General features: G+C 63.5%; 18 protein-coding genes. 5 read left to right on the top strand and 13 right to left on the bottom strand.

Translation table 11 applies throughout. The annotated features are described in order from the left end of the window. Positions 1 to 150: 150 nt before the first annotated feature. The 3 genes from prpB to F8A90_RS02795 form a co-directional block, all read right to left on the bottom strand. Positions 151 to 1,062: a methylisocitrate lyase gene (gene prpB / locus F8A90_RS02805; RefSeq protein WP_200018869.1), complete on the bottom strand. Its 912-nt coding sequence runs from the start codon at positions 1,060 to 1,062 to the stop codon at positions 151 to 153. Between the two features lie 73 nt (positions 1,063 to 1,135). Beyond that, on the bottom strand, positions 1,136 to 1,915 hold the full coding sequence (locus F8A90_RS02800; RefSeq protein ID WP_084209281.1) for a GntR family transcriptional regulator: 780 nt from the start codon (positions 1,913 to 1,915) through the stop codon (positions 1,136 to 1,138). 370 nt (positions 1,916 to 2,285) lie between these two features. Then, positions 2,286 to 3,158, bottom strand: coding sequence for an alpha/beta fold hydrolase (locus tag F8A90_RS02795; protein WP_200018867.1), 873 nt, complete (start codon positions 3,156 to 3,158; stop codon positions 2,286 to 2,288). A 243-nt stretch (positions 3,159 to 3,401) separates the two neighbouring features. Between F8A90_RS02795 and pabB the strand changes: the two genes are divergently transcribed. Further along, on the top strand, positions 3,402 to 4,853 hold the full coding sequence (gene pabB / locus F8A90_RS02790; RefSeq protein ID WP_200018865.1) for an aminodeoxychorismate synthase component I: 1,452 nt from the start codon (positions 3,402 to 3,404) through the stop codon (positions 4,851 to 4,853). Positions 4,854 to 5,068: 215 nt separating this feature from the next. After that, the gene (locus F8A90_RS02785) at positions 5,069 to 5,695 is read left to right on the top strand and encodes a phosphoadenosine phosphosulfate reductase domain-containing protein (RefSeq protein WP_200018862.1); all 627 of its coding nucleotides are present in this window, start codon (positions 5,069 to 5,071) and stop codon (positions 5,693 to 5,695) included. 118 nt (positions 5,696 to 5,813) lie between these two features. Here the strand turns inward: F8A90_RS02785 and cysB are convergent, their stop codons facing one another. Then, positions 5,814 to 6,785: an HTH-type transcriptional regulator CysB gene (gene cysB, locus F8A90_RS02780; RefSeq protein ID WP_043333969.1), complete on the bottom strand. Its 972-nt coding sequence runs from the start codon at positions 6,783 to 6,785 to the stop codon at positions 5,814 to 5,816. Between the two features lie 176 nt (positions 6,786 to 6,961). Here cysB and F8A90_RS02775 point away from each other — a divergent pair, with 176 nt between their 5' ends. Continuing rightward, on the top strand, positions 6,962 to 7,738 hold the full coding sequence (locus F8A90_RS02775) for a sulfite exporter TauE/SafE family protein (RefSeq protein ID WP_166019868.1): 777 nt from the start codon (positions 6,962 to 6,964) through the stop codon (positions 7,736 to 7,738). A gap of 250 nt (positions 7,739 to 7,988) precedes the next feature. Further along, complete coding sequence (gene trxA / locus F8A90_RS02770) at positions 7,989 to 8,312, top strand: thioredoxin (RefSeq protein ID WP_043333971.1); 324 nt, start codon at positions 7,989 to 7,991, stop codon at positions 8,310 to 8,312. A gap of 134 nt (positions 8,313 to 8,446) precedes the next feature. On the opposite strand, the gene F8A90_RS02765 is transcribed toward trxA, so the two are convergent. The 5 genes from F8A90_RS02765 to F8A90_RS02745 form a co-directional block, all read right to left on the bottom strand. After that, positions 8,447 to 9,667 carry an AI-2E family transporter gene (locus F8A90_RS02765; protein WP_233593418.1) on the bottom strand — a complete coding sequence of 407 codons (1,221 nt, stop codon included), beginning with the start codon at positions 9,665 to 9,667 and terminating at the stop codon, positions 8,447 to 8,449. A 382-nt stretch (positions 9,668 to 10,049) separates the two neighbouring features. Next, a complete protein-coding gene (locus F8A90_RS02760; protein ID WP_200018860.1) occupies positions 10,050 to 11,861 on the bottom strand; it encodes an acyl-CoA dehydrogenase C-terminal domain-containing protein in 1,812 nt (603 codons plus the stop codon). 462 nt (positions 11,862 to 12,323) lie between these two features. Further along, a complete protein-coding gene (locus F8A90_RS02755; protein WP_200018858.1) occupies positions 12,324 to 13,088 on the bottom strand; it encodes an SDR family NAD(P)-dependent oxidoreductase in 765 nt (254 codons plus the stop codon). Between the two features lie 84 nt (positions 13,089 to 13,172). Next, positions 13,173 to 14,843, bottom strand: coding sequence for an AMP-binding protein (locus F8A90_RS02750; RefSeq protein WP_200018856.1), 1,671 nt, complete (start codon positions 14,841 to 14,843; stop codon positions 13,173 to 13,175). A gap of 297 nt (positions 14,844 to 15,140) precedes the next feature. After that, positions 15,141 to 15,758, bottom strand: a complete 618-nt coding sequence (locus tag F8A90_RS02745) for a TetR/AcrR family transcriptional regulator (RefSeq protein WP_200018854.1) — start codon at positions 15,756 to 15,758, stop codon at positions 15,141 to 15,143. 117 nt (positions 15,759 to 15,875) lie between these two features. On the opposite strand from F8A90_RS02745, the gene F8A90_RS02740 reads away from it, so the two are divergent. Further along, positions 15,876 to 17,096: an acetyl-CoA C-acyltransferase gene (locus F8A90_RS02740; RefSeq protein WP_166019863.1), complete on the top strand. Its 1,221-nt coding sequence runs from the start codon at positions 15,876 to 15,878 to the stop codon at positions 17,094 to 17,096. Between the two features lie 145 nt (positions 17,097 to 17,241). Here the strand turns inward: F8A90_RS02740 and pstB are convergent, their stop codons facing one another. From pstB to F8A90_RS02720, 4 genes are all read right to left on the bottom strand, one after another. Further along, positions 17,242 to 18,084 carry a phosphate ABC transporter ATP-binding protein PstB gene (gene pstB, locus F8A90_RS02735; RefSeq protein WP_200018852.1) on the bottom strand — a complete coding sequence of 281 codons (843 nt, stop codon included), beginning with the start codon at positions 18,082 to 18,084 and terminating at the stop codon, positions 17,242 to 17,244. Positions 18,085 to 18,165: 81 nt separating this feature from the next. Next, the gene (gene pstA, locus F8A90_RS02730) at positions 18,166 to 19,332 is read right to left on the bottom strand and encodes a phosphate ABC transporter permease PstA (RefSeq protein WP_166019861.1); all 1,167 of its coding nucleotides are present in this window, start codon (positions 19,330 to 19,332) and stop codon (positions 18,166 to 18,168) included. Positions 19,333 to 19,346: 14 nt separating this feature from the next. Further along, entirely contained in the window at positions 19,347 to 20,603 is a 1,257-nt protein-coding gene (gene pstC, locus F8A90_RS02725; RefSeq protein ID WP_043333977.1) for a phosphate ABC transporter permease subunit PstC, read from the bottom strand. A gap of 127 nt (positions 20,604 to 20,730) precedes the next feature. Then, entirely contained in the window at positions 20,731 to 21,747 is a 1,017-nt protein-coding gene (locus F8A90_RS02720) for a PstS family phosphate ABC transporter substrate-binding protein (protein ID WP_166019859.1), read from the bottom strand. Positions 21,748 to 21,790: the final 43 nt, after the last annotated feature.

The raw sequence follows: 21,790 nt of genomic DNA, 5'->3' as shown, positions 1-21,790 counted from the left end.
TTGTTCTTTTTCTTGTAGGGCATAAAGCGTCAGGCCCCTCGTCGGCCAGGCGTCTGCCAGCGAGGGAGAAACGGTCGGGCCGAGAGTGTCGGCCCGTGAAGCCGATGATTTTCTGATGCGAGACATGGCGTCCGTCTCGAGCGTCTGGCATCAATCCTTGCGGCTTTCGGCCTCGAACAGGGTGTCCAGCTTCTGCTCGAAGGTGTGGTAATCGAGGAAGTCGTAGAGCTCCATGCGGGTCTGCATGTCGTCGACGACATCCTTCTGATCACCCTTGTCATGGATGTTCTGGTAGACCCTGAGGGCGGCAGCGTTCATGGCGCGGAAGGCGGACAGCGGATAGAGCACCATCCGGCAGCCGACATCGCCCAGCTCGCGCTGGTTGAACAGCGGCGTGGCGCCGAATTCGGTGATGTTGGCCAGAATCGGCGCATCGACTCCCTCGCAGAAGGCACGGTAGTCCTCGAGGGTATGCACCGCCTCGGCGAAGATGGCATCGGCGCCTGCCTCGACACAGGCATTGGCACGCGCCACGGCAGCCTCGAGTCCTTCCTTCTGGAAGGCATCGGTGCGCGCGATCAGATAGAAGCTGTCATCACGACGCGCATCGGCAGCGGCCTTGATGCGATCCACCATCTCCTGACTGGAGACGATCGCCTTGTTGGGGCGGTGGCCGCAGCGCTTCTGGGCGACCTGATCTTCCAGGTGCACGGCAGCCACGCCGGCGCGCTCCATCTCCTGAATGGTGCGTGCGATGTTGAAGGCGCCGCCCCAGCCGGTGTCGATGTCCACCAGCAGCGGCAGCTCGCTGGCGGCGGTGATGCGACGCGCGTCTTCCAGCACGTCATTCATGCTGGTCATGCCCAGGTCCGGCAGACCGTAGGAGGCGTTGGCCACGCCGCCACCGGACAGGTAGATCGCCTGATGCCCGACGCGCTCGGCCATGATGGCGGTATAGGCATTGATGGTGCCGACGATGGGCAGCGGACGATTGGCCTCCAGCGCCGCGCGGAAGCGGGCACCGGGGCTTGGCAGGGCGGTGGAACTCAGATGGCGTGACATGACATCTCCCGGGCTGGGCCCATGACGGGGTTGGAATTGTTCGGTCGGTTCAAGTCGTGAGCGGTGCGTCAGCTCACTCTTCGCCCTGCTCCTGCTTGAGCGTGGCGGCATAGCGGCGGGCGACGTTCTCCCGCGAGGCGCTGACGTGGCGGCGCATCAGCAACTCCGCCAGTTCCTCATCGCCGGACTCGATGGCATCGACGATACGGTGGTGCTCGACGAAGGCCTTCTGCGGACGCGAGCCACTGGCGCTGAACTGGGTGCGATACATGCGCACCAGGTAATAGAGGTCATCACAGAGAATCGTCATCAGCATGTGGTTATGGCTGCCGAGAACGATCTGATAGTGGAAGTCCAGATCGCCTTCCTTCTGGAAGTAGGCGGTGCCGGTCTTGAGGTCCGACTGCTGTTCGTGGGTCTTGAGCACGCTGCGCAGCCGCGCGACCTCTTCCTGTGTCATGTGGCGTGCGGCCAGACGGGCGGCCATGCTTTCCAGTGCCTCACGCACATCGAACAGCTCCAGCAGCTCGGTCATCGAGAGCTTGACCACCCGCGCGCCGACGTGGGGCACGCGCTCGATCAGACGATGGACCTCGAGGCGGCGCATGGCCTCGCGCAGCGGTCCGCGCGAGATCCCGTAGGCCTGAGCCAGGCCGGGCTCGGTGATCTTGCTGCCCGGTGCCAGCTCGCCACGCACGATGGCGTCCTGCAGCTGGTGGAAGACACGCTCGGCCAGGGTACGCACCTCGGGGGTCGCTGCCGTCGCGGAAGCGGTGTGACCTGCCTGCTCGGCAGTCGCGCCGCGCGCAAGGCTTCGAGCGGTGGTGGCATTGTGAAAGGCATCGGTGGTCATGGCGGTCAGGCAATCCGGCTGGGCAAGGGGCTGAGGCAGGACAATGGCGATGAGGGACTTTCAGCACCATTGTCGACAATCATTCAATGACTGCCAGACTAGCCAGCGAGCCTGAGTGGGTCAAGATGCAATCCGCCAAATCCCCTACACCTTTGGCGTAAGAGCGTTGGCACGCGCTGGATAAACGGCTGTCATAACAAGAAGGAACTGCCTGAAAAGCCGCCATGACAGTCATCACACGATGACAGATCAGAGACATTCCAGTCGGTAGCGGCCGAGACGAAAGACGCCCCGACAGCACAGGCTGACGGGGCGTCTTGAGCATCAATGCCAGACCGTTCATCGGCCGGCTTGTCGACAATCATGCGATTTATGCGAAGCTGAGCTCCGCGCCGATGCGGCGGGGTTTCTGGAAAGGCAGCGAGTGATCGGTACCGGGGATTTCCAGCGATTGCCAGCCCGCATGACGCTCAGCCAGCAGGCTGTGATAGTCGCGCAGGGTCTGCGGACTCTTGCCGCCGACCAGGCTGCGCACCTCGCTGCCTGAGGCCAGCACGTCGGCCAGCAGCACCTCACGGTCGATCTCGCGCACGGCATGAGTGACACAGTCCAGCGCATTGGCGAAGCCCAGGTGGCGGTGTGCCAGTCGCGCCACCATCATGCGCTCGGCACGCGGGTTGCGCGTACGATGCGGCGAGATGAGGTCGAGGAAGGCGGTGATGCCGGCCTCGGGGCTCGGGGCTTCGCGCATGGCGCGCGCCGCCTCGGCGTAGCCGTCACGCACCTGGATCATGGTGGCGTGGCATTCGCGCTCCAGCAGCGCCGGCTCCAGCAGACTGATGTCACCGATCTTCACCTCCGGGCGCTCGGCGCGCAGTCGCTGGACGAGACGCATGGCGACCAGCCCGCCAAAGCTGTAGCCGATCAGGTCGAAATGCGTGATGCGCTGGGTCTCGATCAGCGCCATCACGTCCTCGACAACCTGCTCGAGAGTGAAAGGAGGCTCGCCGCCATCGGGTGACACCGTCTGCCCCATGCCGCGCAGGTCAGGAATGATTAACTCGTCATGGGCCGCAAGATGCCCGACCAGCGGCGCCCAGGTCAGCGTGCCGGCCACACCCGCGCCGTGCAGCATCAGCAGTCGACGCCCACCCTGGGCGCCATGCCGCTTGAGACGCTGCCAGAAGAGGGTCTGATCAGGGCGAGCCAGCAGATGCTGGCCATGTTCGAACTCGGGATGCATGCAGGGGCTCCGGTGGGTTGCCAAGGGCTGGGCAAGAGACTGGGCAAGCGGACTGGGAGAACGTCAGCACGTGCGTCAATGCAGTCATCGATGACAGCGCAGGGCGTTCAGAGGCAGGCACCTTAATCAGCGCACGGGAGAACGGCAAGCCAACAAGGACAGCCCCTCATCGGAATCCGCACGCATGGGCGGACAAAACGCGTCTGGATGCCTAGAATGCCCTGTCCGCCAACGGAAGCTGTCATGACCATCTCGCTCGAAATCACTGCCCTGCCCTATGCCCTCGCCGCCGAGGACGAGGCCTCCACACTGTCGCGCTTCGCACGCCTGCGTACGCGCCCCGACGCCGTGCTGCTCGACAGCGGCCAGCCTTCACTGGCCGGCGGTCGCTTCGACATCATCAGCAGCGACCCGCTGGCCGTGCTGGAACAAGGCGCGCATGGCGGCAAGCTCACCGGCCCACTGCCGGAGTCGATGCGTGACCTGAGCCAGTTCAGTGAAGCATTGGAGCGCCTCGCCCGCCTGCCGGTGATCGAGGCCCAGCGCCAGCTGTTGACCCTGCTGCCGCAGACGCTGGCAGGCGAAGAGCTCGCCCAGCATGATCTGAGCGCCGAGGACCTGCCGTTCATCGCTGGTCTGCTGGGTTACTGGAGCTATGACTTCGGCCGCGCGCTGGAGAATCTGCCTGTCCAGGCGCAGGATGATATCGCCCTGCCCTGGGCGCGGCTCGGTCTCTACGACTGGGCATTGATCAGTGATCATCAGCGCCAGCAGAGCTGGCTGATCGCCTCGCCCCAACGGCGCCGGCAGGTGCTTGAGTGGCTGGAGCAACCGGTGCCAAGCAGCGTCAACTTCGCCCTCGACACCCCCTTCGCGGCGCTGCTGGATCGCGAGGGCTACGGCGAACGCTTCCGTCAGGTGATGGAATACCTGCATGCCGGTGACTGCTACCAGATCAACCTGACGCAACGCTTCAGCGCGCAGTGCAGCGGCGACAGCTGGAATGCCTACAGGCGACTGCGTCAGGCTACGCCGACACCCTACGCCGGCTATCTGAGCTGGCAGGACGCCAAGGGCGACGAGATGGCCATCGTCTCCGTCTCGCCGGAACGCTTCGTCGAGGTCAATCACCGCGCCGTCGAAACCAAGCCGATCAAGGGCACCCGCTCACGTGGCGCGACGCCGGAAGAGGACGCGCGACTGGCCGCCGAGCTGCTGGAAAGCCCCAAGGACCGCGCCGAGAACGTGATGATCGTCGACCTGCTGCGCAATGACCTGGGCCGCGTCTCCGCGCCCGGCAGCGTCAGGGTGCCATCACTGTGCGCACTGGAAAGCTACGCCAACGTGCATCATTCCGTCAGCACCATCACCAGCACTCTGGAGGAAGGGCGCGATGCGCTGGACCTGCTCGGCGCAGCCTTCCCCGGCGGCTCCATCACCGGCGCGCCCAAGATTCGCGCCATGCAGATCATCGAGGAGCTGGAGCCGGTGCGCCGCAGCGCCTATTGCGGCAGCCTCGGCTATCTGGATATCCGCGGCCACATGGATACCTCCATCGCGATCCGCACGGCGGTGATCGCCGAGGGCCAGGTGCATCTGTGGGGCGGCGGCGGCCTGGTCGCCGACTCCGAGGAAGAAGCCGAATACCGCGAGAGCCTGGCCAAGATCCAGCGGCTGATGGAAGCGCTTGGCTGACAGACTGCGTTATAAGCCGTCACAAGCGCCATAACTCGATGGCATATAACGTTCGAACGAATTCGTATTGGGGAAGCAGTGCCTGCCTTTGATAGGGTAGGCGCATTCCTGCACGTCTCCTTGAGCGCTACTCGCCTCTGCTGATGACCTTTTCTGGCCATTGATCAGCCCTGCGCCCCGCTCCATCGGACGTGCCCTCGTTCTGGAGACTCCTCATGTCCGATACCTTCGATCTCGCCCGCATCAATACCGAATTCGGCAACGACCCGGAAGCCCTGACCCGCTGGGCTCTGTCGCTGGACAAGCACGCCATCTGCACCACCAACTTCCGTCCCTTCGAGGCGGTGATCCTGCACATGGTGACGCGCTTCCGTCCCGACATCCCGATCGTGTGGATGGACAACGGTTACAACACCGACGCCACCTATCGCTTCGCCGATGAGGTGACACGCAAGCTGAACCTGAATCGCATCATCTATCTGCCGCAGCGTACCCGCGCGCACCGTGAAGCCGTCGATGGCCCCACGCCGCATATCGACGACCCGCGCCACGAAGCCTTCACCCGCGAAGTGAAGCTCGAGCCCTTCGAGCGTGCCCTGCGTGAACTGAATCCAGAGATGTGGTTCACCGCCGTGCGCGCCAGTGACACCGCCTTCCGTGCCGGCATGCAGCCGGTCTCGCTGAACGGCGATGGCCTGATCAAGGTCGCACCGGTGCTCCACTGGTCGTCCAAGCAGATGCACGAGTATCTGGTCGCCCACGACCTGCCCAATGAGTTCGACTACGTCGACCCGACCAAGGCGGAAGACAACCGCGAGTGTGGCCTGCATCTGGCACACTGAGCCCTGTGGTTGACGCTGTGCGCTCGAGCTGCAGCCAGCAAAAAGCCCGCCTCTCAGGAGGCGGGCTTTTTCATCTGCACTACGAAAATCAGGCGAGCGACACTCAGTCCACCGGCACTCAGCGCACCGGCAGCTCGATGTCGTGGAAGATCTCGTGCTCATGACGCGGGCCGGCGGCCAGTGCCGCTTCGACGCGCTCACGCGTCAGGTGCGGCGCGAAGCGCTCGACGAATTCGAACATGTAGCTGCGCATGAAGGTACCGCGACGGATGCCGATCTTGGTCGTGGAGCTCTCGAACAGATGCGTGGCATCCAGCGCGACCAGGTCCTCATCGGCCACCTCGTCCACCGCCATGTGCGCGACGATGCCGATGCCCATGCCCAGGCGCACATAGGTCTTGATGACATCGGCATCCGAGGCGGTCAGCACCACGTTGGGCGCCAGGCCGTGGGACTTGAAGGCATCATCCAGCTGGCTGCGCCCGGTGAAGCCATAGGTGTAGGTGACCAGCGCATAACTGGCCAGCGACTCGAGGGTCAGTTCCTCGCCATTGGCCAGCGGGTGATCCTTGGGCACCAGTACGCAACGGTTCCAGCGATAGCACGGCAGCAGGATGAGGTCGTTGAACAGCTCCAGCGACTCGGTGCAGATGGCGAAGTCGGCCTGTCCCTCACTGACCATGTTGGCGATCTGCTTCGGCGTGCCCTGCTGCATGTGCAGCGCGACATCCGGGTACTTGCGCGTGAAGTCGGCGATCACCGGCGGCAAGGCATAACGCGCCTGGGTGTGCGTGGTGGCGATCGACAGGCTGCCGCGACGGTCGTCACTGTGCTCCTGGGCGACGTGCTTGATGTTCTCCACCGTGCGCAGCACCTGGCTTGCCAGCTCGACGATGGACTCGCCGGCCGGGGTCACCCGCGTCAGGTGCTTGCCACTGCGCGCGAAGATTTCGACGCCAAGCTCATCTTCCAGCAGACGAATCTGCTTGGAAATGCCCGGCTGGGAGGTGTACAGACTTTGCGCGGTGGCGGACACGTTCAGGTTGTGGCGGGTGACTTCCCAGATATAACGCAACTGCTGGAGTTTCATGCGGCTTCACTCTCCTGAGAAGCACCATCGACGCGAAGCGGCGTGACAGTGGCCCGGACATGGCCGGTCACCTTGCTAAGATGATCGGGCGATAAAATCATGAATAATGATTCCTTTCGGGAATATACGCTCAAGAGTAGATTGGCGACAGTAACCTGACAAGGGGGTAGGTAGGGATGGAAGTCACACAACTGCTGCTATACGTGCTGGCAGGCGCCGGAGTGGGTTTCGCGGTCGGTGTCACTGGCGTGGGCGGCGGCTCGCTGATGACGCCCCTGCTGCTGATGTTCGGCTTCCCGCCGCATATCGCCGTGGGCACCGACCTGCTCTATGCCTCCATTACCAAGGCGGGCGGTGCCTTCGCGCACCATCGCCAGGGCCATGTGGACTGGACCATCGCTCGGCGCCTGGCCATCGGCTCGCTGCCGGCGGCGCTGTTGACGATTGCGGTCCTGCATACCTTCTTCACTGACCCCACCGCCTACGCAGGCCTGATCAAGGGCATGCTGGGCGTGATGTTGATCCTCACCGCCGGCGTGCTGCTGTTCAAGAAGCGCCTGCTGGGGCTGATCAGCCCGGAAAGCTTCATCGTACGCCACGCGGCACCGCTGACAGTGCTGTCAGGCATCGTGCTCGGCGTATGCGTCACCCTGTCCTCCGTAGGTGCCGGCGCCTTCGGTGCTGCCGTGCTGATCATGCTGTTCCCGCTGCTGAGCACCGCACGCATCGTCGGCACCGATATCGCCCACGCCGTGCCACTGACACTGGTCGCCGGCCTTGGCCATCTGTGGCTGGGCAATGTCGACTTCCTGTTGCTCGGCGCATTGCTGGTCGGCTCACTGCCCGCCATCAGCCTGGGCGCACGCCTGACACGCCACATGCCTGGCGGCCTGCTGCAGGGCCTGCTGACGACACTGCTGCTGGGGCTGGGCATCCGTTACGCCTTCTTCTGAGCTCTCCTTGCTGCGGGATCCTTCGCACAGGCAATACCAAAGTCGGGGCAGGCAATCCACATTGCCTGCCCCGTTGCTATTCCCTCAAACCAATAAAACAGCTATAAAAACACTAGCGATCATAACCCCGTGCTATTGAGCCGATGGACAATGCCCATTTGTCAGTGATGCAAAGTGGCGCTACCATCGGACGCAGCCTGCATGTCCGGCAATGCCGCAGACAGCGAAACGAATCCCCTGGAGAAACAAGATGTCCAATCACGTCGATGTCACCGGCGCCAACTTCGAACAGGAAGTTCTCAACGCTGAAGCCCCGGTCCTGCTGAAGTTCTGGGCCCCGTGGTGTGGTCCGTGCAAGATGATGGCGCCGGTCGTCGAAGAAGTCGCCAACGAGAAAGGCGAAGGCCTGAAGATCGTCAACGTCAATGTCGATGACGCGCCGGAAATCGCTGCCGAGCAAGGCGTGCGTGGCGTGCCGACCGTGATCCTGTTCAAGTCCGGCGCCAAGGTCGCCTCTCTGGTCGGTGCCCAATCCAAGGGTCAGCTGAGCCAGTTCATCGAGCAGAACCTCTGAATCGACTTGCTGACAGGTGACTGCCCCGCCAGTCACTGCGCACTGATTCGATAACCAAAGGCCCCGTCACGCACAGCGTGACGGGGCCTTTGGTATTCAGGCAGCGGGTCATGCTCGCAGAGCTGGCTCGCGGATCATTCCTCCGCCATGCGTCGACGACGGCGGATCCGGCGCACGGAGGGGCCCAGCAGACGCGCCGCCCAGCGCGTGCCCGGGTGCGAGTCGAAGGCGATCTTGAGCGTCATGGTGATCGGCACCGACAACAGCATGCCCACCGGCCCGAACACCCAGCCCCACACTACCAGCGACAGGAAGGCGGCCAGCGTCGACAGCCCCAGGGTGCGCCCCATCACGCGCGGTTCGATCAAGTTGCCGAGAATGAAGTTGATCGCCAGATAACAGCCGCCCAGCATCAGCGCCTTGACCGCGCCACCCTCCGGCATCACCAGCGTCAGCAACACCGCAGGCACCGCGGCCAGCGCCGAGCCGATGTTGGGGATGTAGTTGAGGCAAAAGGCCAGCGTGGCCCACAGGAAGGCGAACTCCACATCGAGCACCAGACAGCTGATCGCGACCAGTCCCCCGGTCACGAGGCTGATCAAGGTCTTGACCGCCAGATAGCGGCGCAGCGTCAGCGAGAACAGCGTGAAGCGGCGCAGACTGACATGCGGGCTGCGCAGCGTGCTGACCAGCTTGTCGCGCAGTGACAATGCCTCATAGAGCAGGAAGGTGGCCGTCAGCACGATGATGACACTAGAGGACAAAAGCCCCCCCAGCCCGGTCAGCAGGTTCGGCACCCACTGGGTCAACGAGGCCGGGTCGACCAGCTCGCTGAAACGGGCCGGCGCGATGGATACACCACTGTCCGCCAGCCATTCCAGCATGCTCTGATACTGTTCGCGCAGGCTCTCCTCAAGCTTGGGCATCTCATCGCTGAAAAGGGTGAAGCGCGAGACCAGCAGCGCCGTCAGCGACGAGAACAGCACGCACACCGTCAGGATGACGATCGGCACCCCGAAGCGTTGCCCGATGCCATGACGTGCCAGCCAACGTACCGGCGCGTCGCAGACCGCAGCGACGAACACCGCCAGCAGCAGCGGGACCACCAGGTCCGCCGCCAGCTTGAGGCCGCCGATGATGATGACCACTGCGGCCATGCCGACCAGCAAGGGGTGAATCTCCAGCGCGCGACGCACGCGGGGCGCGTGGCGAGAACGTCCGGAGCGTTCGAGTGCCTCCTGCTGACGCTCGTCGCGTGGCACCTGCATGCGTGTCACGGCCTCCTCGATGGAAGTCCCCTCACTGACGCTGCGTGGCTCGCCAACGCTATCGTCAGGCACTTGCGCATCAGCCATCTGCGCTTCGGGCAGCGCTTCCTCGTGTCGCGATCTTTCCTCAGGCGTGTCGTTCGCGTGCATCCTGCGCCACCTATCCTGTCAGTGCTTGCCATCAGTACTTGCCATTAGTACATGCGCGTCGCTGCCCCGCGAATTCATCGGGACAGACTTCGATGCGCCTATCTTGGGCGCATGCCTGTCACAAGCCAAGACTGAAACGAGATTGATTGCTCGTGTCGGGGAAAACCCGCGCCTCCCTCAAGACGCACAAAAAATGGGGAGACCGAAGTCTCCCCAAGGGTACCGAGTCAGAGCGCACTGACTGGAGGCATAAGACACGACTGTTGCCGATACATCGAGCTGCTGAGTCTTCAAGTTGCTGTCAGGCTTGACGCCGTCATCAGATCTCGAAGCCGCTGCCGAAGCCTTCCACCGTCGGCGCCATCAGCGTCTCGCCACCGGCGCGAATCATCGCGGCGTGGCCTTGCGTGCGGGGCAGGATGCGCTGGAAGTAGAAGCGCGCGGTATCCAGCTTGGCCTGATAGAAGGCAGCATCCCCTTCGCCAGCCGCCAGCGCGGCCCTGGCCGTCTCACCGGCACGCGCCCACAGGTAGCCCAGCGTGACGTAACCGGCATACATCAGATAATCGACACTGGCCGCGCCGACGGCTTCGCGGTCCTGCATCGCGCCCATGCCCACCGCCATGGTCAGCTCACCCCATTCGCGGTTGAGCTCGGCGAGCGGATTGGCAAACTCACTGCCTTCGCTGGCCTGGCAGAACTTGTGGATCTCCTTGGTGAAGATCTTGAGCGATTCGCCCTGGCTCATCAGGATCTTGCGGCCCAGCAGATCCAGCGCCTGGATACCGGTGGTGCCTTCATAGAGCAGAGTGATACGCGCATCGCGCACGAACTGCTCCATGCCCCATTCCTGAATGAAGCCGTGACCGCCGTAGACCTGCACGCCGTGGTTGGTCGCCTCGAAGCCGGTCTCGGTCAGGAAGGCCTTGACGATGGGCGTCAGCAGGCCGAGCAAGGTATCGGCACGCGCCTTGTCTTCGCTGTCCGGAGCGTTCTCGACGATGTCATTGAACTGAGCGGCGTACATCACCAGCATGCGCCCGCCCTCGGCGATGGCCTTCTGGGTCAGCAGCATGCGGCGCACGTCCGGATGCACGATGATCGGGTCAGCCGCCTTCTCCGGTGCCTTGGCGCCAGACAGGGCACGCATCTGCAGACGGACACGCGCATAGCTCAGCGCATTCTGGAAGCTGACCTCGGCCAGCGCCACACCCTGGATGCCCACGCCGAGACGCGCGGCATTCATCATGGTGAACATGCAGGCCAGCCCCTTGTGCGGCGGGCCGACCAGGAAACCTGTGGCGGAGTCGAAGTTCATCACGCATGTCGCGTTACCGTGAATGCCCATCTTGTGCTCGATGGAGCCACAGCTGACGCCGTTGCGCTCACCGGCTTCGCCATTGGCGTCCGGCAGGAACTTGGGCACCACGAACAGCGAGATGCCACGCGAACCTTCCGGGGCATCCGGCAGCTTGGCCAGCACCAGGTGCACGATGTTCTCGGAAAGATCGTGCTCACCGGCCGAGATGAAGATCTTGGTGCCGCTGATGGCATATCCCTTGCTACCATCGCTGTCATCCAGCGGTACGGCGCGGGTCTTGATCAGCCCCAGATCCGTGCCGCAATGCGGCTCGGTCAGACACATGGTGCCGGTCCAGCTGCCTTCGACCAGCTTGGTCAGATAGGTCTGCTTGAGCACCTCGCTACCGTGATGCTCAAGCGCATTCATCGCGCCATGCGAGAGGCCCGGATACATGCCCCATGACAGGTTGGCGGAGGCGACCATTTCCGAGAGCACCATCGCCAGTGACGGCGGCAGCCCCTGGCCGCCATGTTCCGGTGAGGCAGCCAGACTCGGCCAGCCGCCCTCGACATACTGTTGATAGGCAGCCTTGAAACCGCTCGGCGCCTTGACCTCGCCGCCCTCGAAGGTACAGCCCTCGCGGTCGCCCGACTGGTTCAGCGGCGTCAGCACCTCGTGCGCGAAGCGTGCGCCCTCCTCCAGGATGGCGGTCACGATATCGTCGCTGGCCTCATCGCCACCCGGCAGGCTGGCATAGTGCGCGGGATAGTCGAGCAGCTCATTCATCACGAAGCGGATGTCGCGCAACGGCGCCTGATAGTCCGGCATGCTTTACTCCTTGAGCCGTCGCGACGCGGCGGCGCTGACCTTAACAATGACAGGTAGCGGCAAGACGCTTGTCAGGCGGCGCAACACTCACTCGAGCAATGAAGAAGCGAGTCGCTGGCGGCGAACAGGTCTGACGCAACACTATCAAACATGTGTTTGAAATTAACGCCTCCTTCGCCATACCGTCAAGCGGTCGTTTGATTTCTGGCCTGCGACATTGGTGGCAGGCGCGGTCTCATCAGTGGCAAGCCCTGCCCCGACAATGGCAAGCCCTGTATACATACCGCCCCGCGCGCATGGCAGAAACAAAAAAGGACACAAGAGACAGACACAAAAAAGCCCGACCGCAGCCGCGATCGAGCAATATCTCCCCCAGAGATAACCTGTCCTGCAAGATTCCTTGTGCACCGTGCTCCCTTGAAGAGAGCACGGTCCAGACGGCTAAGGCCTTGCCTGCCAGCCTCAGGCCATGCGGATGCTGCCATCGAGGCGGATCACCTCCCCGTTGAGCATGCTGTTGGTAATGATGTGCTCGGCCAGACGCGCGAACTCATCGGGCTTGCCCAGACGCTTGGGAAACGGCACCGCCTCGCACAGCGCTTCGCGAGCCGGCTCCGGGATGCCGGCCATCATCGGTGTCTCGAACACGCCGGGCGCAATCGCCATCACGCGAATGCCATGGCGCGCCAGCTCGCGCGCCATCGGCAGCGTCATGCCGGCGACCCCGGCCTTGGAGGCGCTATAGGCACATTGCCCCACCTGGCCATCGAAGGCCGCGACCGAGGCGGTATTGAGAATGATGCCCCGCTCACCGTCCTCGCCCTCGGCAGCATTACGCGCCATGCGTGCCGCCGTCAGGCGCGCCACGTTGAAGGTGCCGCTCAGATTGATCGCCAGCGTCTTATCGAATCCCTCCAGCGGAGCAGGCTCGCCGTCACGGTCCACCAGCTTGGCGACGCTCACCACGCCGGCACAGTGGATCACCCCATGAATGGCACCGAAGGTCTGCTCCGCGACATCCAGAGCGGCCTCGACACTGGCGCTGTCGGTGATGTCGCAATGACAGAAGCGTGCCGCCTCCCCCAGCGCATCGGCCTGTTCACGTGCGGCCTCGGCAAGGTCCGCCAGCACCACCTGGCCGCCGGCCGCGACGATACGTGAGGCCGTGGCGGCCCCGAGGCCGGATGCTGCGCCGGTGATCAGAAAGCAGTGGTCGGCGATCTTCATGAAACGAGTCTCCAGAAAGGTAGCGACAGGCCTTGCCTGCCGGATACGCAGCCTTACCTGCCAGCAGCGCGTGTGTCCTTGCGCTCAGCTCTCGCGCGCCTGTGCCCGCAGCAGGAAACGCTGGATCTTGCCCGATGGCGTCTTGGGCAGGCTGTCGACGAAGTCGATCTCGCGCGGATAGCTGTGCGCCGAGAGACGCTGGCGCACGCTGGCGCGAATTTCCTCCGCCAGCTCGTCACTGCCGACATGGCCATCGCGCAGCACTACATAGGCCTTGATGATCTCGCCGCGCAGCGCATCCGGCTTGCCGACCGCCGCCGATTCCGCCACCGCCGGATGTACCAGCACAGCGTTCTCGACATCCGCCGGGCCGACGCGATAGCCCGCAGTGGTGATGATGTCGTCGTCACGCCCGGCAAAGGTGAAGCGGCCATCGGGCTCTGCCACCACCACGTCTCCGGTCAGGTAATAGCCTTCGACGCAGGGCTGCTTCTCCTGCCAGGTGTAGCCGGCGAAGAAGTGTGCGGGAGAGCGGGCGATATCCACCGCCAGCACACCCGGCTCGCCCGGCGGCAGCTCACGATACTCGGCGTCGAGCACGGCCAGCCGATAGCCGGGCAGCGGGAAGCCGACACTGCCGACCACGACCTCATGGGCCAGCGCGTGATGATTGCAGCAGGTCATGCCGGTCTCGGTCTGGCCGTAATGGTCCATCACAGCACAGCCCAGCTCCCGTGCGACCCAGCCCACCACCTCGGTGTTGAGGGGCTCACCGGCGGAGCTTGCGACCCGCAGGTTCAGGCGCTCGAAGGCACCTTCACCGAGCCCGGAGGCCTTGAGCATGCGATAGGCCGTGGGCGCGGCCGCGAAATTGTCGATGCGGTGACGCTCCATGAACGCCAGCCCGCCTTCTGCACTGAACGGCGCCTGCATGAAGTAGGTGGTGGCACCCAGCAACAGCGGGCCGGTGATGGCGTAATAGAGCCCGTAGGCCCAGCCGGGGTCGGCCATGTTCCAGAAGCGCTCGCCGGGGCGCAGGTCCACCGCCAGGCGTTGATAGAGCCAGAAGGCGGGCAGCGCATTCAGCGCCACCGCCACGCCCTTGGGCTTGCCGACCGTGCCGGAAGTGAACATCTGCAGGAAAGGCGCCTCCGCTGGCAGCAGCACTGGCGGCTCGGTCAGTGGCTCGCTCTGCATCAATGTCTGCCAGTCGAGATCACCCGCCTCCAGTGCGTCTCCCTCACCGCGCACGCAGATGATCACGGGATGGCGGGCAAGCTCAGTGAACTTGCTGCGCTGGCTCGTCTCGGTGATCACGATCTGCGTCTCGGCGCGCGACAGGCGATAGTCGAGCGCATCGGTACCGAAGGCGGTGAACAGCGGCTGATAGACGGCGCCCAGCCGCCAGGTCGCGGCCAGCGCGATCAGAAGCTCCGGCGTACGCGACAGCATGCAGGCGACCCGCTGCCCCGCCATCACGCCCTGTGCCTTCAAGGCAGCCGCCATCCGCGCGCTCTGCTCGTCGAGCTGTGCGTAACTTAGCTCACGCACCCGGCCCTGTTCGTCTTCATGGACCAGCGCGATACGTTCGCCCTGCCCGACGCGCAGATGACGCCCGACACACGCCTCATAGGCATTGCCGAGCTCACCCTCGCCGCTAGCGTCGAGCGGCGTGGTGAACAATTCATCGCGCAGGGCCTGGATATCGAAGGCAGCCAGATAATCGCTCAACGTCTGACTGGCAGCAGGTTGCATGGGGTGTGAATTCGCAGGTTCGGCAGATGTAGCGACAGATGCAGCGGCAGATTCAGCAGAGGCGTCGCGTGACGTGCGGTTTGTTGTTGTATCGCTTGGCGTCATGGCGTGACTGGCTCCTGAGTGGTGCTCCGGGGCGATGTGAGATGACTGGGCGCTAACTATCTACAGTTAACGTAAACGTCAAGTTAGCGACAAGCCTGTCGGGCGGCAAGCACTGTGACGCTCGTCTGGCCAAAAGTTGCAGAGGCTGCGTAGCAAACGCCGTGTAACGGACGCCGTATAACCGACTCTCGCTCAGGGCAGACGACACAGGCTGTCGACCAGCGCTTCAGCCAGCTCATCGGGGGAGCGCTCTCCATCGGGACGATACCAGCGTACCGTCCAGTTGAGTGCGCCGAGCATGAACTGGCGCAGCAGCGCGGCATCGCCCTTGAGCAGCCCTGCAGCCACGGCGGAGGCGATAGCGTCACGCCACAGGTCTTCGTAGTCATCGCGCAGCTGGACGAGATGCTCGCGCGCCGGGCCCTCGAGCCGTCGCCACTCATAGAGCGCGACCACATGGGCATTGCGATCGGTGAGCAGCGTGTCCAGATGTGCACGCGCCAGGGCCAGCAGTCGCTCACGCGCCTGCTGCTGCGAGGCCGCCGAGGCGGTCACTTCGCTTGTCTGGCACGACTCGCAGCGCGCCAGATGCTCACGGGCGATGGCCAGCGCACTGAACATGCCCTCTTCGATCACGGCGCACAGAATTTCCTGCTTGTCGGCGAAGTGATGGAAGAGGCTGCCGGACTTGATGCCCATTTCCTGGGCCAGCATGCGGACGGTGGTGCGATCGAAACCCTCCTCGACGAACAGGCGGGCAGCGATACGGACCAGCTCCTTGCGACGGGGTGAGGCGGTGGCTACATTCATCGTATAACTAGCGCTTGCTTGGTTTATGGGATTGAATGGATCAAAGCATAGCCACGCAGTGATCACAACGCCGACTGCACGACTCGATCTTCCAATAACAAGACACAGGAGACCGTCATGACGATCGCTTCCCGCACTACGCCAGGCCCCGCCGTCAGCGCCGATGACATCGTGATTCTCGCCGGTGCCCGCACGCCGATGGGCGGCCTCAAGGGCTCACTCTCGACGCTGAGCGCGCCAGAACTCGCCGCGGTGGCCATCAAGGCGGCCATCGAACGCGCAGGCCTCACGCCTGCCGATGTCGACGAGGGCATCTTCGGCTGCGTGCTGCCCGCCGGCGTCAAGCAGGGCCCGGCGCGGCAGGCCATGCGGCAGGCCGGGGTGCCGGACAGCATCGGCGCCACCACCATCAACAAGCTGTGCGGTTCCGGCATGAAGGCCACCATGCTGGCGCATGATCTGATTCGCGCGGGCACCAACCGCATCATGCTGGCCGGCGGGATGGAATCGATGTCCAACGCCCCGCACCTGCTCACCCAGGCGCGTGGCGGTTATCGCCTCGGCCATGGCGAGCTGAAGGACCACATGTTCCTCGATGGGCTGGAAGACGCCGAGACCGGCAAGCTGATGGGCGTGTTCGCCCAGGAAGTGGCCGATGCCCGCGGCTATGATCGCCAGCGCATGGACGACTTCGCCATCGAATCGCTCAGGCGTGCCATGACGGCCACCGAATCGGGGGATATCGCACCGGAAATCGCCGCCGTCACGGTCAAGAGCCGCAAGGGCGAGAGCGTGGTCGAGCAGGACGAGCAGCCCTTCCAGGCCAACCTCGACAAGATTCCCACCCTGCGCCCGGCCTTCGCCAAGGACGGTACCATCACCGCCGCCAACGCCAGCTCCATCTCCGATGGCGCCTCGGCACTGGTGCTGACGCGCCGTGATGAAGCCGAACGACGCGGGCTGGCCGTCAAGGCGCGTATCCTCGGTCACAGCACCCACTCCCAGCATCCCAGCGAATTCACGTTGGCGCCCATCGGCGCCATCGACTCGCTGATGAAGCGCCTTGAATGGACGACAGAAGACGTCGACCTGTTCGAGATCAACGAGGCCTTCGCGGTGGTCACCCTGCTGGCGATGGACGCCCACGACATCCCGCATGACAAGGTCAATGTCTTCGGCGGTGCCTGCGCCCAGGGGCATCCGGTGGGTTCCACCGGCTCGCGCATCATCGTCACCCTGATCAACGCGCTGGAACGCCGCGGCAAGAAGCGCGGCATCGCGGCGCTGTGCATCGGCGGCGGCGAAGCTACCGCGATCGCCGTCGAGCTGGAAGGCTGATACAAGACAGGCGGCAGACAAAGCATTGCCCTGAAACGACACGAGGCCCGGATCACTGATCCGGGCCTCGTGTCGTCGTGCGGCCTGCGATGTTCTCGGGAAGCGATCAGGGGCTCAGCCATCCGGGCCCCGACGCTGGCACTGCTTAGCCATAGCGACCCGTGATGTAGTCCTCGGCCTTCTTGGTATTCGGGTTGGAGAACATGGTCTTGGTGTCGTTGTACTCCACCAGTTCCCCCATATGGAAGAAGGCGGTGTAATCGGCGACGCGCGCCGCCTGCTGCATGTTGTGCGTCACGGTGACGATGGAGAACTGGGTCTTCAGCTTGTCCATCAGGTCTTCGATGGTCGCGGTGGAGATCGGGTCGAGTGCCGAGGTCGGCTCATCCATCAGGATGACGTCCGGCTTGACCGCGATGGCACGCGCGATGCACAGGCGCTGCTGCTGACCACCGGACAGCGAGGTGCCCGGCTGGTCGAGAATGTCCTTCACCTCTTCCCACAGACCCGCATCACGCAGCGCGCTCTCGACCAGATCATCCTTGTCGGCGCGACGGCTGACCAGGTCGTGCATGGTCGGCGCGTAGGCGATGTTGTCATAGATGGACTTGGGGAACGGATTCGGCTTCTGGAACACCATGCCGACGCGACGACGCAGCGCCACTTCATCCATGTTGCGCGCATTGACGTCACGGCCATCCATCTCGACCAGACCTTCGATGCGCACGCTGCGGATCAGGTCATTCATGCGGTTCAGGCAGCGCAGGAAGGTCGACTTGCCACAGCCGGAAGGGCCGATCAGGGCGGTGACATTCTTCTGGAAGATATCGATGTTGATGTTCTTCAACGCCTGCTTCTCGCCGTACCACAGGTTGAGGTCTTCCACGCGAATGGCCAGCTCGTGATTGGCGTCTTCGTTGATGACGACCGGGCTACCGGGACGAGTGGCGGCGGCAGGCTTGGTGGGAGTGGCGACGGTGCTGTTCATGTCTCGTATTCCTTGATGAGTCGTGGGCCAGGGCTAGGGGTGAAAGGCGACCGGCCAATCGGCGGGCCGCCTCGCAGCTGCCTACCAGCGACGCTCGAATTTCTTGCGCAGCATCACGGCTGCGGCATTGAGTAGGATCAGCACTGACAGCAGCACCAGGATGCCCGCCGCAGTACGTTCAACATAGGCCTGCTCCGGCTCGCCCGCCCAGGTGAATATCTGGGCCGGCAGCACGGTGGCAGCCTGGGTGATGGCGGTCGGCGCATCCGGAATGAAGGCCACCATGCCGACGATGATCAACGGCGCGGTCTCGCCCATCGCCTGTGCCAGACCGATGATGGAACCGGTCAGGATTCCCGGCAGTGACAGCGGCAGCACGTGGTCACGCACCACCTGCCAGCGCGAGCAGCCGACGCCGAAGGCAGCCTGACGAATGGTGTCCGGTACGCTGCGCAGCGCCGAGCGCGTGGTGATGATGATCACCGGCAAGGTCATCAGACCCAGCGTCAGACCACCGACCAGCGGGGAGGAGCGCGGCATGCCGAAGAAGTTGATGAAGATCGCCAGACCCAGCAGACCGAACAGGATCGACGGCACCGCTGCCAGGTTGTTGATGTTGATCTCGATGGCCTGGGTGAAGCGGTTGTCCGGAGCGAACTCCTCCAGATAGACCGCCGTCAGCACGCCGACCGGGAAGGCGAAGGCCAGCGTGACCAGCAGTGTCAGGATCGTGCCCATCGCGGCCGACCAGATACCGGCGTATTCCGGCAGCTTCGAGTCACCGGTGGTGAAGAAGTTGATGTTGAACTTGAGCTCGGCCGTGCCGTTCTCGACCATGCGGTCCAGCACGGCGGTCTGCTTGGGCTTCAGGTGTGACTTGTGGCCTTTGAGATACTGGTCGACCTGGTCATCGGCGATCACCCAGCGGTCGATCGTCTGCCCCATAAGGCTGGCGTCAGCGGCCATGTCGCGCGGCAGCTGACGCAGCCAGCCGCGGCTGACCAGATCACGCACGTCTTCTTCCACCGCTGCCAGCGGAATTTCCTGCGACTGCTCGCTGTAGGTGACCGGCACGTGCAGTTCTGCCTGCTGGAAGGCCGGATAGCCGCGCATGACCATGTCGCCGATGAAGACCACCAGGAAGGTGGCGGCCAGGGCGAGTGCGCCCATGGACATGAATTTCAGGCGCTTGGTGCGGCGATGACGGCCCTTCAGCTGGGCCGAGATATCGTCGAATGAATGGCTCATGTCTAGTCTCGGCCTCAGAGGTTGTTGGCGCTGTACTTCTCACGGAAGCGGCGGATCAGGACCACCGAGACCATGTTCAGCAGCAGAGTGACAACGAACAGCACCAGACCCAGCGCGAAGGCCGACAATGTCTCGGCACTCGCGAATTCCTGGTCGCCGGTCAACGCGGCAACGATGCGCACCGTGACGGTGGTCATGTCTTCCAGCGGGTTGGCGGTCAGGTTCGGACGCATGCCCGCCGCCATCACCACGATCATCGTCTCGCCCAGCGCACGCGACATGGCCAGCAGAGACGCGGAGATGATGCCCGGCAGCGCGGCCGGCAGGATGACGTTGCGGATGGTCTCGCCGTGGGTCATGCCCAGCGCCAGAGAGCCCTGACGCATGGTGTCCGGCACGGAAGTGATGACGTCATCGGACAGTGAGGAGATGAACGGAATGATCATGATGCCCATGACCAGCCCCGGTGCCAGCGCGTTGTTGTAGGACGCCTCGATGCCCAGCGGCGAGAAGATGTCGACGATCAGCGGCGCGACGGTGATGGCGGCGAAGAAGCCATAGACCACGGTCGGGATACCGGCGAGCACTTCCAGCACCGGCTTGGCGACGGTACGCACGCTCTCGGGGGCGAACTCCGCCATGTAGACCGCGGCGAGCAGACCGATGGGAATGGCCACCAGCATCGCGATCAGGGTGATCATGAAGGTACCGGCGAACAGCGGTACGGCACCGAAGTTGGCGGTGCTCTCGACACCTTCACCACGGCCGGCGGCCATCTGGAAGCTGTTGCCCGGATCCCAGGTGGTGCCGGTGATGAAGGTCCAGAAGCTTTCCATCTGGAAGAAGCGGATGGCCTCGAAGATGATCGAGACCAGAATGCCGAACGTCGTGACGATGGAAATCATCGCCGCGCCGATCAACACATAACGAATGAGGGTCTCGATGGCATTGCGCGCATGGAAATCAGGCTTCACCAGGGCGAGGCCGATGACCAGGCCGACGGCTGCGACGACCAGACTGGCGATCAGCAGCTGCATGCCTTCGATATCGATATCTGCGGTGGCAATCGCAACGACGGCTGCCAGACCGACCAGCAGAGCAGGCCCTGCGCTGGAGATTGCCGTGAACCAGCCGTACTGATCCGGCTGGGCGTACATTTCAGCACCGCTGGCACGCACACGCTGTGCCTTGCTGCGGCCGCTGAAGAAGGCCACCAGGCCAGCCAGCGCCACGATGCCTATGAAGAAGAGAAAGATCTGCTGAGTCTGCATCTTTCGGGTCCCGGAGTCGCGTTGTTCACAGGGGGAAGGCTTCATGCCTTGCGAAACCCTGCGACCAGTCAAGCAAACGGGCCGGCTGCCAAGGGCAACCGGCCGCGTCAAGGGTCAGCTGCGTTGCTTACTTCTGGAGATCGGCCAGAGTCAGCTTGGTGCGCTCAGCGACCTGCTCGCGAAGCGTGGCGCGCTCTTCCTTCGGCAGCGGGATCAGACCGATGCCCTTCAGGTAGCCCAGCTCACCGATCATCTTCTCGCTCATGAACAGGTCGTTGTAGGCCTGCTGAGCCGGCACGTCATCCTTGTGCTGGTTCTTCACGTAGTAGAACAGGGAGCGGGAGACCGGGTACTCGCCAGAGGAGATGGCATCGGCTTCCGGCTGCACGCCATCGATGGAAGCACCGACGACCTTGTCAGCATTCTCTTCGAGGAAGGAGTAGCCGAAGATACCGAAGGCTTCGGTGTTCTCGACCAGCTTCTGGATGATCAGGTTGTCATTCTCGCCGGCAGCGATGTAGTGACCGTCCTGACGGATGTTGGTGTAACCCTCACCGCCGTAGCCTTCCATCTCTTCGGTGGAGACTTCCATCACCAGCTCTTCGAAGGCGTCACGGGTACCGGAAGTGGAAGGCGGCCCGTAGACGGTGATCTTGCGGTCCGGCAGGGAGGGGTCGATCTCGGACCACTTGGTGTAGGGGTTGTCGACCAGCTTGCCGTCGACCGGCACCTGAGCGGCGACCGCCAGGGTGATCTGCTCACGGGTCAGGTCGATGCTGCCATCACGGACAGACTGGGCGAAGGCGATACCGTCGAAGCCGATCATGGCTTCGGTGATATCGGTCACGCCGTTCTCTTCACAGCGCTCGAATTCAGACGTCTTCATGCGACGAGAGGCGTTGGTGATGTCCGGAGTGCTGTCACCGACACCTTCACAGAACAGCTTCATGCCGCCGCCGGAACCGGTGGATTCGATGACCGGCGTCGGGAAATCGCTGGTGGCACCCAGCTCTTCAGCGACGTAGCTGGAGAACGGATAGACCGTGGAAGACCCCACGATACGCAGCTGTTCACGGGCTTCTGCTGCACCCACTGATGCAGCGATGACAGCCACTGCGAGACCGGACTTGAGGAACGCCTTCATGCCTGAAACTCCTTGCGATAGGAATGAGCCAGTGAGGTGGCTT

This window comes from Cobetia sp. cqz5-12 (genome assembly GCF_016495405.1).
GTDB lineage: Bacteria > Pseudomonadota > Gammaproteobacteria > Pseudomonadales > Halomonadaceae > Cobetia.
This window is presented reverse-complemented; position numbering and strand designations above follow the sequence as displayed.

What these genes read in the sequence shown, in the direction of transcription:
- F8A90_RS02785 (WP_200018862.1), top strand. Translation starts at nt 5,069, where the DNA reads ATGTCCGATACCTTCGATCTCGCCCGCATCAATACCGAATTCGGCAAC.
- pstA (WP_166019861.1), bottom strand. Translation starts at nt 19,332, where the DNA reads ATGAGCCATTCATTCGACGATATCTCGGCCCAGCTGAAGGGCCGTCAT.
- cysB (WP_043333969.1), bottom strand. Translation starts at nt 6,785, where the DNA reads ATGAAACTCCAGCAGTTGCGTTATATCTGGGAAGTCACCCGCCACAAC.
- pstB (WP_200018852.1), bottom strand. Translation starts at nt 18,084, where the DNA reads ATGAACAGCACCGTCGCCACTCCCACCAAGCCTGCCGCCGCCACTCGT.
- trxA (WP_043333971.1), top strand. Translation starts at nt 7,989, where the DNA reads ATGTCCAATCACGTCGATGTCACCGGCGCCAACTTCGAACAGGAAGTT.
- F8A90_RS02720 (WP_166019859.1), bottom strand. Translation starts at nt 21,747, where the DNA reads ATGAAGGCGTTCCTCAAGTCCGGTCTCGCAGTGGCTGTCATCGCTGCA.
- F8A90_RS02740 (WP_166019863.1), top strand. Translation starts at nt 15,876, where the DNA reads ATGACGATCGCTTCCCGCACTACGCCAGGCCCCGCCGTCAGCGCCGAT.
- prpB (WP_200018869.1), bottom strand. Translation starts at nt 1,062, where the DNA reads ATGTCACGCCATCTGAGTTCCACCGCCCTGCCAAGCCCCGGTGCCCGC.
- pabB (WP_200018865.1), top strand. Translation starts at nt 3,402, where the DNA reads ATGACCATCTCGCTCGAAATCACTGCCCTGCCCTATGCCCTCGCCGCC.
- F8A90_RS02750 (WP_200018856.1), bottom strand. Translation starts at nt 14,843, where the DNA reads ATGCAACCTGCTGCCAGTCAGACGTTGAGCGATTATCTGGCTGCCTTC.
- pstC (WP_043333977.1), bottom strand. Translation starts at nt 20,603, where the DNA reads ATGCAGACTCAGCAGATCTTTCTCTTCTTCATAGGCATCGTGGCGCTG.
- F8A90_RS02775 (WP_166019868.1), top strand. Translation starts at nt 6,962, where the DNA reads ATGGAAGTCACACAACTGCTGCTATACGTGCTGGCAGGCGCCGGAGTG.
- F8A90_RS02760 (WP_200018860.1), bottom strand. Translation starts at nt 11,861, where the DNA reads ATGCCGGACTATCAGGCGCCGTTGCGCGACATCCGCTTCGTGATGAAT.
- F8A90_RS02795 (WP_200018867.1), bottom strand. Translation starts at nt 3,158, where the DNA reads ATGCATCCCGAGTTCGAACATGGCCAGCATCTGCTGGCTCGCCCTGAT.
- F8A90_RS02755 (WP_200018858.1), bottom strand. Translation starts at nt 13,088, where the DNA reads ATGAAGATCGCCGACCACTGCTTTCTGATCACCGGCGCAGCATCCGGC.
- F8A90_RS02745 (WP_200018854.1), bottom strand. Translation starts at nt 15,758, where the DNA reads ATGAATGTAGCCACCGCCTCACCCCGTCGCAAGGAGCTGGTCCGTATC.
- F8A90_RS02765 (WP_233593418.1), bottom strand. Translation starts at nt 9,667, where the DNA reads ATGGCTGATGCGCAAGTGCCTGACGATAGCGTTGGCGAGCCACGCAGC.
- F8A90_RS02800 (WP_084209281.1), bottom strand. Translation starts at nt 1,915, where the DNA reads ATGACCACCGATGCCTTTCACAATGCCACCACCGCTCGAAGCCTTGCG.